At 62.4% G+C, this 16905-nt stretch carries 18 protein-coding genes; 8 read left to right on the forward strand and 10 right to left on the reverse strand.

The annotated features are described in order from the left end of the window. The first annotated feature begins 3 nt into the window (after window positions 1–3). The 4 genes from aspS to AC6GQJ_RS12275 all read left to right on the forward strand — a co-directional run bounded on the left by aspS (window position 4) and on the right by AC6GQJ_RS12275 (window position 5301). A complete protein-coding gene (gene aspS, locus AC6GQJ_RS12260) occupies window positions 4–1854 on the forward strand; it encodes an aspartate--tRNA ligase (protein WP_500768614.1) in 1851 nt (616 codons plus the stop codon). Between the two features lie 93 nt (window positions 1855–1947). Then, window positions 1948–3339 (forward strand): DUF1800 domain-containing protein, encoded by a 1392-nt coding sequence (locus tag AC6GQJ_RS12265; protein ID WP_500768616.1) that lies wholly within the window; start codon window positions 1948–1950, stop codon window positions 3337–3339. Between the two features lie 9 nt (window positions 3340–3348). Continuing rightward, entirely contained in the window at window positions 3349–4521 is a 1173-nt protein-coding gene (locus AC6GQJ_RS12270) for a DUF1501 domain-containing protein (RefSeq protein WP_500768618.1), read from the forward strand. A gap of 54 nt (window positions 4522–4575) precedes the next feature. After that, the gene (locus AC6GQJ_RS12275) at window positions 4576–5301 is read left to right on the forward strand and encodes a GNAT family N-acetyltransferase (RefSeq protein ID WP_500768620.1); all 726 of its coding nucleotides are present in this window, start codon (window positions 4576–4578) and stop codon (window positions 5299–5301) included. On the opposite strand, the gene AC6GQJ_RS12280 is transcribed toward AC6GQJ_RS12275, so the two are convergent. Further along, window positions 5302–6021 (reverse strand): response regulator, encoded by a 720-nt coding sequence (locus AC6GQJ_RS12280; protein WP_500768622.1) that lies wholly within the window; start codon window positions 6019–6021, stop codon window positions 5302–5304. It lies immediately after the preceding gene. 125 nt (window positions 6022–6146) lie between these two features. On the opposite strand from AC6GQJ_RS12280, the gene mce reads away from it, so the two are divergent. After that, window positions 6147–6551 carry a methylmalonyl-CoA epimerase gene (gene mce, locus AC6GQJ_RS12285; RefSeq protein ID WP_500768624.1) on the forward strand — a complete coding sequence of 135 codons (405 nt, stop codon included), beginning with the start codon at window positions 6147–6149 and terminating at the stop codon, window positions 6549–6551. 3 nt (window positions 6552–6554) lie between these two features. After that, the gene (locus AC6GQJ_RS12290; protein ID WP_500768626.1) at window positions 6555–6830 is read left to right on the forward strand and encodes a DUF1467 family protein; all 276 of its coding nucleotides are present in this window, start codon (window positions 6555–6557) and stop codon (window positions 6828–6830) included. Here the strand turns inward: AC6GQJ_RS12290 and AC6GQJ_RS12295 are convergent. From AC6GQJ_RS12295 to AC6GQJ_RS12315, 5 genes are all read right to left on the reverse strand, one after another. Then, entirely contained in the window at window positions 6817–7506 is a 690-nt protein-coding gene (locus AC6GQJ_RS12295; RefSeq protein WP_500768628.1) for an EI24 domain-containing protein, read from the reverse strand. The genes AC6GQJ_RS12290 and AC6GQJ_RS12295 overlap by 14 nt on opposite strands. After that, window positions 7503–8081, reverse strand: a complete 579-nt coding sequence (locus AC6GQJ_RS12300; RefSeq protein ID WP_500768630.1) for a nitroreductase family protein — start codon at window positions 8079–8081, stop codon at window positions 7503–7505. The genes AC6GQJ_RS12295 and AC6GQJ_RS12300 overlap by 4 nt, the downstream gene beginning before the upstream one ends. 62 nt (window positions 8082–8143) lie before the next feature. Beyond that, window positions 8144–9250: a class II histone deacetylase gene (locus AC6GQJ_RS12305; RefSeq protein ID WP_500768632.1), complete on the reverse strand. Its 1107-nt coding sequence runs from the start codon at window positions 9248–9250 to the stop codon at window positions 8144–8146. 87 nt (window positions 9251–9337) lie between these two features. Continuing rightward, window positions 9338–9823: a VOC family protein gene (locus tag AC6GQJ_RS12310; RefSeq protein ID WP_500768634.1), complete on the reverse strand. Its 486-nt coding sequence runs from the start codon at window positions 9821–9823 to the stop codon at window positions 9338–9340. 187 nt (window positions 9824–10010) lie between these two features. Then, window positions 10011–10565 (reverse strand): fasciclin domain-containing protein, encoded by a 555-nt coding sequence (locus AC6GQJ_RS12315; RefSeq protein ID WP_500768636.1) that lies wholly within the window; start codon window positions 10563–10565, stop codon window positions 10011–10013. A 217-nt stretch (window positions 10566–10782) separates the two neighbouring features. On the opposite strand from AC6GQJ_RS12315, the gene AC6GQJ_RS12320 reads away from it, so the two are divergent. After that, the gene (locus AC6GQJ_RS12320; RefSeq protein ID WP_500768638.1) at window positions 10783–11931 is read left to right on the forward strand and encodes a lytic murein transglycosylase; all 1149 of its coding nucleotides are present in this window, start codon (window positions 10783–10785) and stop codon (window positions 11929–11931) included. 26 nt (window positions 11932–11957) lie between these two features. On the opposite strand, the gene AC6GQJ_RS12325 is transcribed toward AC6GQJ_RS12320, so the two are convergent. Further along, window positions 11958–12845, reverse strand: a complete 888-nt coding sequence (locus AC6GQJ_RS12325; RefSeq protein ID WP_500768640.1) for a cation diffusion facilitator family transporter — start codon at window positions 12843–12845, stop codon at window positions 11958–11960. Between the two features lie 151 nt (window positions 12846–12996). Continuing rightward, window positions 12997–14040 carry a tryptophan--tRNA ligase gene (gene trpS / locus AC6GQJ_RS12330; RefSeq protein WP_500768642.1) on the reverse strand — a complete coding sequence of 348 codons (1044 nt, stop codon included), beginning with the start codon at window positions 14038–14040 and terminating at the stop codon, window positions 12997–12999. Between the two features lie 70 nt (window positions 14041–14110). Between trpS and AC6GQJ_RS12335 the strand changes: the two genes are divergently transcribed. Continuing rightward, window positions 14111–14794, forward strand: a complete 684-nt coding sequence (locus AC6GQJ_RS12335; protein WP_500768644.1) for a rhomboid family intramembrane serine protease — start codon at window positions 14111–14113, stop codon at window positions 14792–14794. 29 nt (window positions 14795–14823) lie between these two features. Here AC6GQJ_RS12335 and murJ read toward each other — a convergent pair whose 3' ends face one another. Beyond that, a complete protein-coding gene (gene murJ / locus AC6GQJ_RS12340) occupies window positions 14824–16362 on the reverse strand; it encodes a murein biosynthesis integral membrane protein MurJ (protein ID WP_500768646.1) in 1539 nt (512 codons plus the stop codon). 121 nt (window positions 16363–16483) lie between these two features. Continuing rightward, window positions 16484–16882 carry a hypothetical protein gene (locus AC6GQJ_RS12345; protein ID WP_500768648.1) on the reverse strand — a complete coding sequence of 133 codons (399 nt, stop codon included), beginning with the start codon at window positions 16880–16882 and terminating at the stop codon, window positions 16484–16486. Window positions 16883–16905 lie beyond the last annotated feature (23 nt).

A 16905-nucleotide genomic window follows, 5' to 3' on the forward strand; every position in this document is an offset into this window, starting at 1 on the left:
ATCATGCATGCTTACCGCTCTCACACCTGCGCCGCGCTGACCTCGGCCAATGTGGGCGAAACCGTCCGCCTTTCGGGCTGGGTGCATCGGGTGCGTGACCACGGCGGCATCCTGTTCATCGACCTGCGCGACCACTACGGCATCACACAGGTTCTGTGCGATCCCGACAGCCCCGTCTTTGAACAGGTGGAAAAGGTGCGCAGCGAATGGTGTATCCGCATCGACGGCGAGGTGAAGGCCCGCGATGAATCGCTGATCAACACCAAGATCCCAACGGGCGAGATCGAAGTATTCATCCGCGACATGGAGGTGTTGGGCGCATCGGAAGAACTGCCACTGATGGTGTTCGGCGATCAGGAATACCCCGAAGAAACCCGCCTGACCTATCGTTACCTCGACCTGCGTCGTGAAAAAATGCAAGCCAACATGAAGCTGCGCAGCGACGTGGTGTCGTCGATCCGCAAGCGCATGTGGGATCAGGATTTCCGCGAATACCAGACGCCGATCATCACTGCGTCCAGCCCCGAAGGCGCGCGCGACTTCCTCGTGCCGTCGCGCCTGCATCCGGGCAAGTTCTATGCGCTGCCCCAAGCGCCCCAGCAGTTCAAACAGCTGTTGATGGTGTCGGGCTTTGACAAGTATTTCCAGATCGCGCCCTGTTTCCGCGACGAAGACCCGCGTGCCGACCGCTCGCCCACCGATTTCTACCAGCTTGACCTCGAAATGTCGTTTGTCACCCAGCAGGACGTGTTCGACACGATCCAGCCCGTGCTGACAGGCGTGTTCGAGGAATTCGGCGGTGGCAAGAAAGTCGACCAGACGTGGGAGCAGATCAGCTATCGCGATGCGGCCCTGTGGTACGGCAGCGACAAGCCCGACCTGCGTAACCCGATCAAGATGCAGGTCGTGAGCGAGCATTTCGCCGGTTCCGGCTTTGCCATCTTCTCAAAACTGCTGGAACAGGACGGCACCGAAATCCGCGCCATTCCCGCGCCCAAAGGTGGGTCGCGTAAGTTCTGCGACCGCATGAACGCGTGGGCCCAGAAAGAAGGGCTGCCCGGCATGGGCTACATCTTCTGGCGCGACAAGACTGCCGACTCCGTCGCGCAGGAACTGGGTATTTCGGTCAAGGAAGCACAGGCCAAACTGAAGGCGGGCGAAGTCGAAGGTGGCATGGAAGCCGCCGGACCACTGGCCAAGAACATCGGCCCCGAACGCACCGAGGCGATCCGCCAGCAACTGGGCCTTGGGGTCGGGGATGCAGCGTTCTTCCTTGGTGGCAAACCCAAGGCGTTCGAAGCCGTCGCGGGGCGTGCGCGCAACGTCATCGGCAACGAACTGGGTCTGACGGATCAGGACCGCTATGCCTTTGCGTGGGTTGTGGATTTCCCGATCTACGAACAGGACGAAGAAACCGGCAAGATCGACTTTGAACACAACCCGTTCTCCATGCCCCAAGGCGGGATGGAAGCGCTGCAGGGCAATCCGCTTGAAGTGCTGGGCTATCAATACGATCTGGCGTGTAACGGGTACGAACTGGTGTCCGGCGCGATCCGGAACCACCGCCCCGAGATCATGTTCAAAGCGTTCGAAATCGCAGGCTATGACGAGGCCGAAGTGCGCAAACGCTTTGGCGGCATGGTCAACGCGTTCCAGTACGGCGCCCCACCCCACGGTGGTTGCGCGGCAGGGATCGATCGGATTGTCATGCTGCTGGCAGGCGAACAGAACATCCGCGAGGTGATCCTGTTCCCGATGAACCAACGCGCCGAAGACCTGATGATGAACGCGCCCAGCGAACCCACCAGCGATCAGCTGATGGAACTGGGCCTGCGGGTGATCCCACAGGACTAAGCAGTTCTTTGCGCAGGCTGCACGCGTTGGACGTGCAGCACGTGCGCGCCCGTGTTATCCTTGCCCATCGTTGCACGCGATGGGCAGGTTTAAATGCACACATTCACCCCCGAACTGGCTGAAATCCGGCTGGGCTATGGCCTGTCGCCGTTGATCGCGGCACCGGAAAGTCCTGAACAGATGCTGTCGGGGCTGACTGCGCCCGACGACATGCTGGTGCAATTCCCGACCGAGACATTCGCCGCCTTTCGCGACCGGATGGTCAATGCGCAAAAGGCTAACACGATCCGGCGCAAGAATCGCGGCACACCCGAGGCTGCAGCGGCGCGCAAGGCCCGCAATGTCATCAATGCCGATGCGCGGCGGGCGTGGCTGGGGTGGGTCGGACAGACGATGCTGCGCCGCACCTATTCGCCCAACGCCTTTCGCGAACGGCTGGTCGCGTTCTGGGCCGACCACTTTACCGCGACGGGCAAGCGCGGGGTGATCCGGCGCGGCACAACGCCTTATGTCGATTCCGCCATTCGCCCCTTTATCACCCAGAATTTTGCCGACTTGCTGCAAGCTGCCGTGATGCATCCGCTGATGCTCGACTATCTGGATCAGGCGCGGTCGATCGGACCCAATAGCGGACTTGCAGCACGCAAATCCGGCAAAAAGGCACCCGGACTGAACGAAAATCTGGCCCGCGAGGTGCTGGAACTGCACACGCTTGGTGTCGATGGCCCCTATACGCAGGCCGATGTCACGCAACTGGCCGAGCTGTTCACCGGCATGACTTTTCAGGCGCAAAACGGCTACAAATTCCGCAAGGACTATGTGGAGCCGGGGGCCGAGACGGTTTTGGGCAAAACCTATGCCGATGCCTACTCCGACAAGCCTGTGCGTGCCGTCTTGCAAGACCTTGCAGCGCATCCCGCCACGGCACGCCATTTGGCACACAAGCTGGCCGTACATTTCACGACGGATACGCCCGACGCCACGTTGGTTGACGCGCTTGAGGCGACGTATTTGCGCACAAACGGATCACTTGCCGCCGTGTACGAGACATTGCTGGACCACCCCGCTGTGTGGAACCCCGAACTGGTGAACTACAAGCCGCCCATCGACTTCATCTCGTCCGCATTTCGCGCCCTGACCCCCGCACCCGAGATCGTGCAAGGCACCAAGCCGCGTGAGATCATGCGTTATATCACCGCGCCGCTCAGCACGATGGGGCAGTCGTGGGAAAAGCCCATCGGCCCCGATGGCTGGTCCGAAGCGGACAGTGACTGGATCACGCCGCAGGGGCTTGCCGCACGGGTCACATGGGCGATGAGTGTGCCCGAAGCCATGTTGGGCGTTGATAACGATCCGCGCATCTTTGTGGAAAGTGCGCTCGGGCCTTACGCGAACGAAACGATCCGCTTTGCCGCCCGCGCCGCCGAGAGCAAACCCGAGGCCATCGGCCTTGTCCTGATGTCCCCCGCCTTTCAACGCCGATAGGAACCGATCATGCCTGCTCCCTTGTCCCGTCGTGACTTTCTGGCCCGCACCGGCATTATCGGTTGTTCGCTGGCGGCTAGCCCGCTGCTGACGCCCGTCAGTTTCGCCGCCGCTCCGTGGGATACGCGGCTGGTTGTGATCATCCTGCGCGGCGGGATGGACGGGTTGGACGTGTTGCAGCCCTATGGTGATCCGGCGCTGGCGCAGGTGCGCGCATCGCTGTCCCAAGGGCCGGAAGGCGGCGCGCTGGACCTTGACGGTTACTTTGCTCTGCACCCCAATCTGGGGCCGCTCATGCCGATGTGGCAGGCGGGGCACCTGGCCTTTGTCAACGCTGTGTCCACGCCTTATCGCGACAAGCGCAGCCATTTCGACGGGCAGGATTTGCTTGAGGCGGGCACCGACAGCCTTGCCGGCGTGCGGGACGGGTGGCTGAACCGGATGCTGCAAACCGTGCCTGACCTGACGGCGCGCACGGCCTATGCGATTGGCCGCGACGACATGCGCCTGTTGAAAGGCACAGCCGAAGTGGCGAACTGGTCGCCCGATGCGCAGTTCAATATCAGCCCCCAAGCGGTGCGCCTGCTGGAACTGGTGTCAGAAGGTGATCCGGCCATGCACGCGGCCCTGACCGAGGCGCGGATGCTGGCGGCTGCGGGGAACGATATGGCGGGCGACGTATCTTCGGACCATGTGGAGATTGCGGAGTTCGCGGCACAGCAACTTTCCGAAGATGCGCGCATTGCGGCGTTTTCGCTGAACGGCTGGGATTCGCACCGTAACCAAGGGCGGATCATCGGCAAGGCGCTGGACCGTCTGGCCGAAACGCTGGTGACGCTGCGCGGGAAAATGCGGGGCGATACGTGGGGCAAAACGGCGGTGGTCGCGATGACCGAATTCGGGCGCACTGTACGCCAGAATGGCACGGGCGGCACCGATCACGGCACGGGCGGCCTGATGATTTTGGCGGGTGGTGCGGTGCGCGGGGGACGTGTCTATGGCGACTGGCCGGGGTTGGAGCAAAGCGATCTTTACCAAGGGCGCGACCTGATGCCGACGGGCGACGTGCGCGCGGCGGCGGCGTGGGTCATGCGCGGGCTGACTGGTTTGGATCGCAGTACACTGGAAAGCGCGATCTTTCCGGGGTTGGATATGGGCAGCGATCCGGGACTTTTGTTGTAAAGCGCCACGTTTTATTGGCTTGGCGCGGCGCGGTACAGCGCCTAACGTCACCGTATGTTTGAACTTTATCAACCCCATCACACGCCCGTCCCCGATTGGACGCCGCCGCCGGTGCCGGACCCGTCGCTAATCCTTGAAGGGCTCTATTGCCTGCTGGAACCGCTGGTGGCCGAACGGCACGCGGCGCTTTTGTTCCGCGCCTATGTGGGCCACGATCATGTCTGGGCCTATCTGCCCTACGGGCCGTTTTCGTCGTCATCCCAATATCACCGCTGGATGCGCGAGACCGAGGCCGACCAAAGCACCCAGTTCTTTGCGGTCAAGAATTTGCAAACCGGCGCGTACGAAGGGGTTGCCAGCTTTCTGCGTATCTCTCCCGATATGGGCAGCATCGAAGTCGGGCATATAAACTTCAGCCCCGCCTTGCAGAACACCCGCGCAGGAACCGAGGCGCTGTTTCTGATGATGGCATGGGCGTTCGAGGCGGGATACCGGCGCTTTGAATGGAAATGCGATGCCCTGAACGAAGGGTCGCGTCGTGCGGCCCAGCGACTGGGCTTCAGCTATGAAGGCGTTTTCCGGCAGGCGGCAGTGGTCAAGGGGCGCAACCGTGACACTGCGTGGTTCGCCGCCATTGATGCCGAATGGCCCGCCCTGAAAGAAGCGTTTCGCGTCTGGCTTGATCCGGCCAATTTCGGCCCCGATGGCGCGCAGGCTGAACGGCTATCGGACATGACCCGCCTTGTGCGCGTCGCGGATGACCCATGGCTGGCGCCGTGATCAGATCGCGATCTTTTCCGATAGCCTGACCTGCACCAGCCCCGCGACGGTTGCAGCCTCTGACGCGGCAGACCCGCCACAGGCGCGTTTTGCCACAAGGGCGGCGGCGGCATGTTCCAGTTCGCGGTCCTCGGCACTGCGAGCGACACCGCCAAGGAATTGCGCCACATAGTCGAGGGTGCGCGCGTCGCTGGCCCCTTCCAGCACGTCCGCCACGTGCGCCATATCATCGCGATAGGCAATCGGGTCGGGGGCGATCATCTCTTGCGGCAGGACGCGAGGACCGGTGGGGCGGCGTTCGGCCGGAAGGTTGGTCAGGATCAGGTCTTGGAACAGGGCAAGGGACACCACGGGTTTGGCCAGAAACCCGTCTGCACCGGCGGCCATCACCTGCGCCTCGCCATCAATATCGCCGGAGGTGCCCAGCAGGACGTCAGGGCGCTGGTTCGAGATCGACAATTCGGCAATCAGGTCGGCCCCGTTGCCATCCGGCAGGCCCACGTCGATCACGGCCACCGTGGGGCGGTATACCTGCAAATGGCGGCGTGCGGCCCGCAATGTGTCGGCGCGACGTATGCGCGCACCGCTGCGCAGGCACAGCAGGCGCAAGGCCTCGCACGCGAAACGACTGTCTTCAATCACCAGAACGGTCAGCCCCAGCAGGGGGCGCATCGCCGTCGGTGACGGGTAACTCGCAGTGAAAGGGTCGGTCGTATCCATTGTTGGTGCTCCTATCCTCTGGCTCGACTCAATGGTTACGTCTCCTTCCCTAACAGCAAGTTAACGCCCGCCCTTGCACCACAACGATTGCTTGGCGATAAGGATGAAAACCCAAGGAGCCACGCATGATCGGCCGTTTGAACCACGTTGCAATCGCTGTCCCGGACCTTGAGGCCGCCGCTGCGCAGTACCGCGACGCCTTGGGCGCAAATGTCGGCGCGCCGCAGGATGAACCGGATCATGGGGTCACGGTTGTGTTCATCGAATTGCCCAACACCAAGATCGAGCTATTGTACCCACTGGGCGACGACAGCCCGATTGCGGCCTTTCTTGAAAAGAACCCCTCGGGCGGGATGCATCATGTCTGTTACGAGGTCGACGACATCATCGCGGCGCGCGATCATCTGAAATCAACCGGCGCACGCGTGCTGGGCAACGGAGAGCCGAAGATCGGCGCACATGGCAAGCCCGTCCTGTTCCTTCACCCAAAGGACTTCAACGGCTGCCTCGTCGAACTGGAGCAGGTGTAAATCATGGGAATAACCTCGGCCATCGTTCTGTACGCGGTGATCTGGTGGATGTGCTTTCTGATCGCGCTGCCGGTCAAAGTGCAGACCCAAGGCGATCTGGGTCAGGTCGAACCGGGCACCCATGCGGGCGCGCCGCAGGTCCACAACCTCAAGCGCAAGGCGTGGATTGTGACCGGCGTTGCGTTTGTCCTGTGGTGCATTATCGCCGGCATCATCCTGTCGGGATGGATCACGCTGGCGGATATGGATTGGTTCGACCGCGCGCTCAAGCCGCTGTAAGTTTGTGATACAGATGGGTGAACGTGGCGGCCCCGATGATCGGGATCAACAGGTTCACTAGCGGGATCGACAGCGGAATCGCCATCAGCGTACCGGCCAGCCAAATGGTGCCTGTATGCGCGCGGCGTAGCTCTTTCGCTTCGGCGCGTCCGACGCGGCGCATGGCGGCCAGCGTGAAATATTCCCGACCCAACAGGAACCCGTTCAGCCCCCAGAAGATAAACGGCGCCAGCGGGGCAAAGAACAGATACAGGATCAGCGCCATGATATTGGCCCCGATCAGAACCCCCAGAAAGTTCAGCGTATCGACCAGCGCATCGCCAAAAGGCACGGTGCGGGCAGGGGGCAGGTGGGGATAGTGACGGTCTTCAACAGCCGCCGCGACCTCGTCCAGAAACATCGAGGTGATCGCCGAGGCGACCGGCATCATCAAAAACACCGACAGCACAAAGAACAGGAAGAACGACCCCCAACTGATAATGTCGTCCAGCCACGTGATCTCTCCCACCCACGGGACGGTCACGCTGTCGGCGGTCAGTGTGCCGATCAGCCAGACAAAGCCCGATGTCGCGCCGATCAGCAGCGCAATCGTCAGCGCCAGACCGATCAGCAGGACGCGGCGGAATCGCGCATCGGCCAATTGGCCCAGTGCGGCGAAAAAGGACGACAGGATCATTCGGCGAGCCAAGTGGTCAGCGCATCGACATCGGGGCGCGGACGCTCGGGCGGGGCGCTGGTTTCGGTGCCGATGTGGATCAGGCCAGCGATGCGTTCGTGATCGGCCAGCCCAAAGGCTGTGCGCATGAACTCGCGGTCGTGACTTGCCCATCCGCTAAGCCAGTTGGCCCCCCAGCCCGAGGCAAGGGCGGCATTCACCAGCGCAAGGCAGACCGCTCCGACGGCATAGGTCTGTTCCAGTGCGGGGATCTTCTCGGACGGTTTGTGAACTTCGATCACGGCCACGGCAAGGTGCCCTTGGTCGAACTGGCCGCGTCCCTTGGCGATGGTTTCGGCATCAAGGCCGATCTCGGTGCCGCGTGCTTCTGCGGCATCGGCCAGACGCGCCATTGCGCCTTTATCGATGACGATAAAGCGCCACGGCTCAAGCTTGCCATGATCCGGCGTGCGCGACGCAACTGTCAGCAGGGCTTGCAGCGTGTCACGGTCCGGCACGGGTTCGGCCAGTGTCTTGGCCGGACGCGACCGGCGCGTCATTAGAAAATCGAAGGCTTCGGGATTGGGAGTGGGCATATGTTACGCCTTTTTACATGGTTTCCCCTCATGTCGGGGTTACGTGACGGGGCGTCAAGGGGTCAGAGGCCCAATTCACCCGCCATATGGTCAATTTCCGCCCGCAGGAACGCGTCGAACCGTGGCCCTGGTTGGCGTGCCGTCAATGCGCCGTCCATCGGATCGCGGGCCACGATGGGGCTGCCGGACAGCGCCTCGATCGTGGCATGACCGCAGAACGGGACATAGACCTCGGAATAGCCGCCCTCGTGCGACAGGACGAGCTTTCCGTCGCACAGCGTCTTGGCCAGTGCTTTGATCTTGAGGGTCATCTGCCGGTAGGTGTCAGCGGTGGCCAGCATCCGCGCCAAGGGGTCGATGCCCGATGCGTCATAGCCGCAGGCGACAATGATGAGATCGGGCTTGAACGCAGTGATTGCAGGGATGGCAACGCGGTCCAGCGCGTGCAGATAGGCGGTGTGACCCGCCCCCGCAGGCAAAGGCAGGTTCAGGTTGTACCCGTCCCCCGCACCCGCACCACGATCCGCCAGATGCCCTGTCTCAAGCGGATAGTTCCCCTCTTGATGTAGCGAGATGGTCAGCACGTCGGCGCGGTCGTAAAAGATGCTTTCGGTGCCGTTGCCATGATGCACGTCCCAATCCAGCACGGCCACTTTCAGGTCGGGGCGGGTGGCTTTCGCCGCTTCGATGGCGATGGCGATATTTGCCAGCAGGCAGAACCCCATAGGCATATCGGCGCGGCAGTGGTGACCGGGGGGACGGGTCAGCGCATAGGCGTTGTCATATTTCCCGTCCAGCACGGCCTCTACCGCAGCGGTGGTCAAACCGGCAGCCAGTGCCGCAATTTCAAACCCGCCACGGGCAAAAGGGGCGTGATGGCCGATCTCGCCGCCGCGATCATCTGACAGGGCCTTGAACTGGTCCAGATAGGCGGCGTCATGCACGGCGCGCATCTGGTCCATGGTGACGGGGCTGGCGGAGGTCACGGACAGGTCATTGATCAACCCCGTCACGTCCATCAGGTTCTTCAGGCGTCGCTTTGTCTCGGGGCTTTCGGGCAATCCGCCAGCGGCAAGCGGCTGCACCAGCCCGCCAAGCGGCAGGGTCGAGGCATAGTTGCCCCCCGCATGCCACATCGTACGCTCGTCCCAGTAAAATCCCGTGGTCATGCCGTTCTCCTTCTGCTGGGCACAGCAAAGCGGATTCGGCCAGCGCCCGCAACGCACCATGTGCGGGCGGGCGCGGTCAGGGGGGGATCACTTGGCCTCGGCCACCAGGGCGGCGAGGTCCAGCGGCGCGTTGGACATGGCCAAGTTGCCGTCCGCATCCCTTGGCCACTCATCGCGGGGGCGGTCGCGATAAAGCTCGACCCCGTTGCCATCGGGGTCGCGCAGATACACCGCCTCGGACACGCCATGATCGGCGGCGCCGTCCAAATCGATGCCATGGTCGAGCACACGTTGCAGCACCGCGCCCAGCGATGCACGGTCGGGATAAAGGAATGCCGAGTGATACAGCCCCGCCGCGCGCACAGGCGCAGGGCCCGCCCCGCGTGAATGCCACGTGTTAAGCCCGATGTGATGGTGATAGCCGCCCGCGCCCAGAAAGGCGGCCTGATCGCCATATCGCTGCGTCACGGTAAAGCCCAGTACATCGCCGTAAAACGTGATGGCGCGGTCAAGGTCCGACACTTTCAGGTGTATGTGGCCAACGCAGGTGGCGGCAGGGGCAGTTGCGGGCATAGCGTGTCCTTTGCGAGTGTCCTTGTGACGTGGCAATAAGGTCTGCCTTTCCGCTTTTGCACACAAGGGGTAGGCCCGCGCAGTCGGCGTGCGCCGCTGCACGACGGCCTAGATGCGAAAAGGGGCCGCACGCAGGCAGCCCCTTTCCAGTTTTCGCGTTGTTCGCGTGAGTGAACTTGTGTGTGGCTTAGCCCGCCTGGCCCGCAGGCAGCAGCACGCGGTCGATCACGTGCACAACACCGTTGGACTGGTCCACATCGGCAGTTGTCACGGTCGCGGTGCGGCCATTTTCGTCTTCGAGCATCAGCTTGTTGCCCTTCATATACGCCTTGAGCTGGCACCCGCCGAGCGTTGGCACGATATGTTCGCCGCCATCATCGGCGATCATACCCGCGATATCGGTCGAGAACGCCTCGGCCGCGACCACGTGGCAGGTCAGGATCTGGGTCAGTTGCGCCTTGTTGCCCTCTTCGAGCAGCGCGTTGAGAGAGGATTCGGAGATGCGGCCAAACGCGTCATTTGTCGGCGCGAACACCGTGTACTCACCGGGCGAGGCGAGCGTGTCTACAAGGCCGGCAGCGGATACAGCAGCGACCAGAGTGGTGAGGTTCGGCGCGTTGGATGCGTTCACGGCAATCGGCTGGTCAGCCAGCATCGGCGCGCCACCCACGGTGGGGTTCTCGGCCAGTGCAGCGGTGGTGGTGGCCAAAGCGGCGATCGCGGACATAATGACGGTTTTCATAGGTGCATACTCCATGTTGCAATCAGGGGCGTTATTGCCGCCTGTTGCCCCGATCCACGAAGCGCGCGGGGGATGAGTTTCACCGGACGCTAATATTTTTTCCGCGCAGAGGTCTGCCGCGCCAAACCGGCGGAAATGTGTGGCAATGAAAATCCGGCTTTTGTCACATCCGGCGCTAGGTTAGCGTTGAGGTAACTGAACAAAGGCGCTTGGACCCATGACACTCACTCGTAGAACGGCATTGTTTTCCTTGGGCGCGTTCGGCCTTGCGGCTTGCACTACGGGGGGCGCGGTTGGCCCGTCGTCCTCGGGCGGCGGCGGTTTGCCTGCCGATCTGCGCCCCGTGCCCAATGCGGCTTATGCCAATTGGGTGCGCAGTTTCCGTGCGCGCACAGCGGCCAGCGGTATTTCCGCCGGAACGCTCGACGCCGGATTTCGAGGCACCGGGTACCTTCCGGGTGTGGTGAAACGTGACCGCAACCAGACAGAATTTTCCCGCACGCTCGAAGATTACCTGTCTATCGCCGCCTCGGACGAACGGGTGCGCAAGGGGCGCGCGGCCTATGCCCGCCAGCGCAGCACGCTGGCCGCGGTCGAGGCGCGCTATGGCGTGGCGGCGGAAATTGTCTGTGCGATCTGGGGGCTGGAAAGTTTCTTTGGCGAACGACGCGGAAATGTGCCGGTGGTGTCAGCAACGTCGACGCTCGCCTTTGACGGGCGGCGCGGTGCATTTTTCGAAAAACAACTGATTGCGGCGCTGAAGATTCTGCAATCGGGCGACATTACCGCGAACAAGCTGGTGGGGTCTTGGGCGGGTGCGATGGGGCACACGCAATTCATCCCCACCTCTTACCAAGCCTTTGCCGTGGATTTCACCGGCGACGGGCGGCGCGACATCTGGTCGGACGACCCGTCGGATTCGCTTGCCTCGACCGCCGCGTACCTGTCGCGCAACGGTTGGAGCCGTGGTGTGAAATGGGGCGGAGAGGTTGGCAATGGCGCGCCAGCGGGGTCAATCATCCAGCCGCAGGCAGGTGGGCCGAAATTTGCGGTCACATCGAACTTCCGCGCGATCAAGCGCTACAACAACTCGGATGCCTACGCGATTGGCGTCGGCCATCTGGCGGACCGGATCGCGGGGGCTGGGCCATTGCGCGGCAGCTTTCCGCCCGACAAATACGGGCTGACCAAGGATGACCGCATCGCGTTGCAAAGCCGCCTGACGGCACGAGGTTTTGACACGGGCGGCGCCGACGGGGTGCTGGGCAGCAACAGCCGCGCCGCCATCTCGGCCTATCAACGCAGCATCGGGCAGGCGGCGACGGGCGATCCATCGGTCGCACTGCTGCGGTCTTTGGGCGGCTAACGGCCCTCCACTGCGGCAGCCAGTCCCTAGTCAGGGATGATGGCGTCGGCGTGTTTGGCCTTGTGATCCGGTTCGACATGGATGGTGACCTTGGCATCGTCCAGCAGGTCCATCAGCGCCTTTTCGATGCGGTCGCAAATCTCGTGCGCTTGGAACACGGTGGTGTCGCCAGACACCACAAGGTGGAAGTCGATGAAAGTGGCGACGCCTGCGTGGCGCGTGCGCAGGTCATGCGCCTCGATCGCGCCGCCTGCGTGGGCGGCGATGGTCTTGCGAATGGCGGTCAGGGTCCGTTCCGACACCGCCCCATCCATGAGGCCCGTGACGGAATCACCGACGATCTTTGCGCCTGACCAAAGGATGTTGACCGCGACCACTGCCGCCATCAGCGGGTCCAGAACCCACCACCCCGTCAGCAGCGCCAGAACCAGCCCTGTGACCACCCCGACCGAGGTCAGGACATCCGTCACCAGATGCTTGCCATCCGCCACCAGTGCTGGCGATTTCTGCGCCCGCCCGCGTGTGATCAGCACCCATGCCCATGCGCCGTTGATCGCCGTGGCCACCATATTCACGACCAAACCGTCAAGGGGCGCCTCGATGATCGCGGGCTGCATAAAGCCGTACCATGCCTCGCGAAAGATCAGCAGCGCGGCGACAATGATCATCACCCCTTCGAGGACCGCGCTAAAGAATTCGGCCTTGTGGTGGCCATAGGGATGGCCAGCGTCCGCCGGTTTCGCGGCAATTCGGATGGCGATCAGCGCGGCAAAGGCCGTGGCGACGTTCACCGTGCTTTCCAGTGCGTCGGACAACAGCGCGACCGATCCGGTCATCCAGTATGCGGCCACTTTCAGCGCAAGGACCGCAAAGCCGATAAAGATGCTGCCGATTGCAAGCTTGAGTGTCGTCATCGCCGCAGCCCTTTCTGTCCCGCCATCGCCCCGTCGGGGTGCCTGTCGTCAAGCGCCGCCCGCCTGACCCTTATCATGGATACCACAACGGAATGTGACCCTGCACCGACGGGGCAGGGTGTGCCGTGGGCTGCGACTGTCGTTCGTGTGTTTACGCGCCGACCATCCCCACGATCTCGTAGGTCTTTTTCAGGATCGGGGCGGTGATCTCGCGGGCTTGCAATGCGCCCTTGGCCAGAATCTTGTCGATTTCGGTCACGTCGTCCATCAGTCGCGCCATTTCGGTCGAGATGGGCGACAGTTGCGCCACAGCAAGGTCAGCGAGTGCAGGCTTGAATGTACCGAACTGCGCGCCGCCATATTCGGCCAGCACTTGGTCCACCGTCTGGCCTGACAGGCCCGCGTAGATGTTGACGAGGTTGCGTGCTTCGGGGCGGTCTTCCAATCCCTTGGCCTCGCTTGGCAGGGCGTCGGGATCGGTTTTGGCCTTGCGGATTTTTTTGGCGATGGTGTCGGCGTCGTCGGTCATGTTGATACGCGAAGCATCCGAGGGGTCGGATTTGCTCATCTTCTTGGAGCCGTCGCGCAGGGACATGACGCGGGTGGCCGCGCCTTCGATCACCGGTTCGGTCATCGGAAAGAAGTCGACGCCATAGTCGTGGTTGAACTTGGCCGCGACGTCGCGGGTCAGTTCAAGGTGCTGCTTCTGGTCCTCGCCCACGGGCACGTGAGTCGCGTGATAGATCAGGATGTCGGCGGCCATCAGCGCGGGATAGGCAAAAAGCCCGAGCGAGGCGTTCTGCGCGTTCTTGCCCGCCTTATCCTTGAATTGCGTCATGCGCTGCATCCAGCCCATGCGCGCCACACAGTTGAGGATCCAGCCTAGTTGCGCATGTTCAGGCACTTGCGACTGGTTGATGAGGATCGACTTTTCGGGGCTGATGCCCGATGCGATGAAGCCCGCCGCCAGTTCGCGGGTGTTGTGCGTCAGCGCCTTTGGGTCTTGCTTGACCGTGATCGCGTGCAGATCGACCATGCAATAGATGGTCTCGTAGGCTTCGTCCTGCATGGACACGAACCGCTTGATCGCGCCCAGATAGTTGCCAAGGGTCAGCCCCCCAGACGGCTGGATGCCAGAGAAAACGCGGGGGGTGAAAGCACTGCTCGGCGCATTCGTATTCTGATCTTGCGACATGGGAACCTCTGGGCATTCTTGCGTGGCTGGCTTACCCATGGGCGCAACAACCGTCAAGCAGGCCCAGATCATGTCAGACCACCGCGACCCAAGCCCCGTCAACCCGCTGCCCCCTTTGGTGTGGCTGTTGTTCATCGCCCTTGCCCTGCCCGAACTGATCTTCAGCGCGGGCGAGGCGGGATTGGTCGGTGGCCCCCAAGCGGTGGGCTGGCGGCTTAATGCGCTGAACGACTATGCGTTCTCGGGCGAGGCGTTCGACTTCATGCTGGAACAGCGTCGCTTGCTGCCCGAGCATCTGTTGCGCTTTGTGTCCTATCCGTTCGTCTTTGGCAGCTTTACCTCGGCGCTGTTTGCGGGGGTGATCTTGCTGGCCATGGGCAAGATGGTTGGAGAGGCCCTTGGCGGCTGGGCCGTGGTGCTGATGTTCGTGCTGTGCGGCGTGGTCGGCGCGCTGGCCTTTGGCCTGTTGACCAATCAGGCGTGGCTGGTCGGGGCGTATCCATCTGTCTATGGGCTGATCGGCACTTATACATTCCTTTACTGGCAGCGGCAGGTGATGACGGGCGGTCCGCAGGGGCAGGCATTCATGCTGATCGGGGTGCTGATGGGCATCCAGTTGATCTTTGGCGCGCTGTTTCAGGTCGGCTATGCGTGGGTGGGTGAACTGGGCGGCTTTGTCGCTGGGTTTGCGCTGACCGCCTTAGTCGTGCCTGGCGGCATGGGGCGAATGCTGTCCCTGCTGCGCCGTCGCTAGGGGCGGCAGGCAGGCTCAGGCCGTGCGCCTTAACGGCGGCGCATGGCCCCTTTGATATCCGACAATTTCATCGCGCCAAACAGTTGTGCCGCGCCGAAATAGGCGAACGCGCCCAGTACCAGCAGCCCAAGCAAGGCAAAGTAGCGCACGAAATCCGTACCAAGCGCGGGTTTAAGCAGGATCGCAACAACCCACAGCACCGCCCCCATGACCAGCGACGACAGCACGATACGCGGTAGGCGACGGCGATAGCGGTCATCGACGCTGACCGTGTCGCCCATGCCGCGCAAGCCCCAGTAAAGCAGCCCGAGCATCGCCCATCCGGCAACGGTTGTGGCCAGCGCGGGCGCGATCCATCCCACAGTCGGGGCCAAACCGATGGCGATGCCCGCGTTGATGATCATTGCGACCACCGCAAAACGAAACGGGCTCTTGGTGTCGCCGCGGGCGAAATATTGCGGTTGCAGCACTTTTTGCAGCACGAAGGCGGGCAGACCAAGGCCGTAGACCGCAACCGCCAGCGCGATGGAGGCCACGTCATCCGCATTCGTCTGGCCCCGTTCAAACAGAACCGACACGAGCGGCAGGGGGATCACGATCAGTGCGATGGCTGACGGGATGGTCAGGGCCATGGCAAACTCGGTCGCGCGGGAATAGGCACTACGCGCCCCGTCCATATCGTCGGCCTTGAGCCTGCGGGACAGGTCGGGCAGCAGGACGATCCCCACCGCGATCCCGACCACGCCAAGGGGCAGTTGGTACAGGCGGTCGGCAGCAAAAAGCCAGCTGACCGCGCTGTCATATTGGCTTGCCACCAGTTGGCCGACCACAAGGTTGATCTGCATAACACCTGTAGCTAGGGCCGCAGGCACCGCCGTGCGCACCATCAGGGCCATGTCCGGCGTCCAGCGGGGCATGCTCGGGACCAAGGCAAAACCGGCACGTGCCGCTGCACCCCATGTCAGCGCCAATTGCGCCACACCGGCCAGCGGGATCGTCCAGATCAGCCATGTAATGACCGTGCCGCCCGTGGCCCACGCCGCTGCCATGGCGATGATCACAAAGATGTTCAGCAACACAGGTGCCGCCGCCGCCGCCGCAAAACGGCCCGTCGCGTTCAGCACGCCGGAAAACAGCGCCGACAGGGACATGAAAAAGATATAGGGGAACACGATGCGCCCGAACCCGACGGTCAGGTCGAACCGCTCGGGGCCAAAACCGCCCGCGGTGGCCCAGACCAGCGCAGGCATGAACACCATCGCCAGCGCGGTCAGCATCAGCGTCACCAGCCCCAGCCAGTTCAGCGCCTCCCGCCCGAAACGCGCCGCGTCCTCGTCCCCTTCCAACTTGGCCGAGAACATCGGCACAAAGGCTGCGTTAAACGCCCCTTCGGCAAAGAAACGGCGGAACATGTTGGGCAGCCGGAAGGCCGCGACAAAGGCGTCCATCAACGGTCCGGGGCCGATCAGTGACAGAATCATGATCTCGCGGACAAAGCCCAGCACGCGGCTGGCCAGTGTCCAGAAGCCGACTGTCAAAAAGCCGGAGATGAGGCGGATTGGTTTCATGAAGCTTGCCGTAGCGCTTGGGCGTGCGCTGCGCAACGGGAGAGATGTGCAGCTGTTGTGCAGATGGTGGCAGCCTCAGCGCCAGCAGTCATTTGAGAGGGCGCCCTATCGGTACAACGCTTCACCATTCCCCGATAGAGACGCGAATGCCCCACAGCGACTTGGTCTTCAACTTGACCGTGTTGAAGACCATTTTGTAGATCACCGGCTTTTTCATCATCTTCTTCAGGTCGTCCTTGTCCTTATACTTGATAAGGTTTTTGCCCGCGCCTTTCAAAAAGCTTTTGATGACAGCCGCCGGACCCCGTGGCAGCTTTGCGGAGGACCGGAACAGTGCCTCGATAAAGCCGACGGCAAAGCTCGCATCCAGCATCTCGACCAGCATCGTCTGGGCATAACCGCGATCCTCCTTGGTCATGTCCTGCGCCTTGAGGCCGGATTTGCCATGGACCCATTCAAAGATCGCCAGCGCATCCGCCTGAGAGATTTTGACCGTCTTTGCCGGTTTGAACTGACCCATGATATGTATCCAATACTAGAATG

This window comes from Tateyamaria sp. 7Alg 36, from assembly GCF_059882455.1.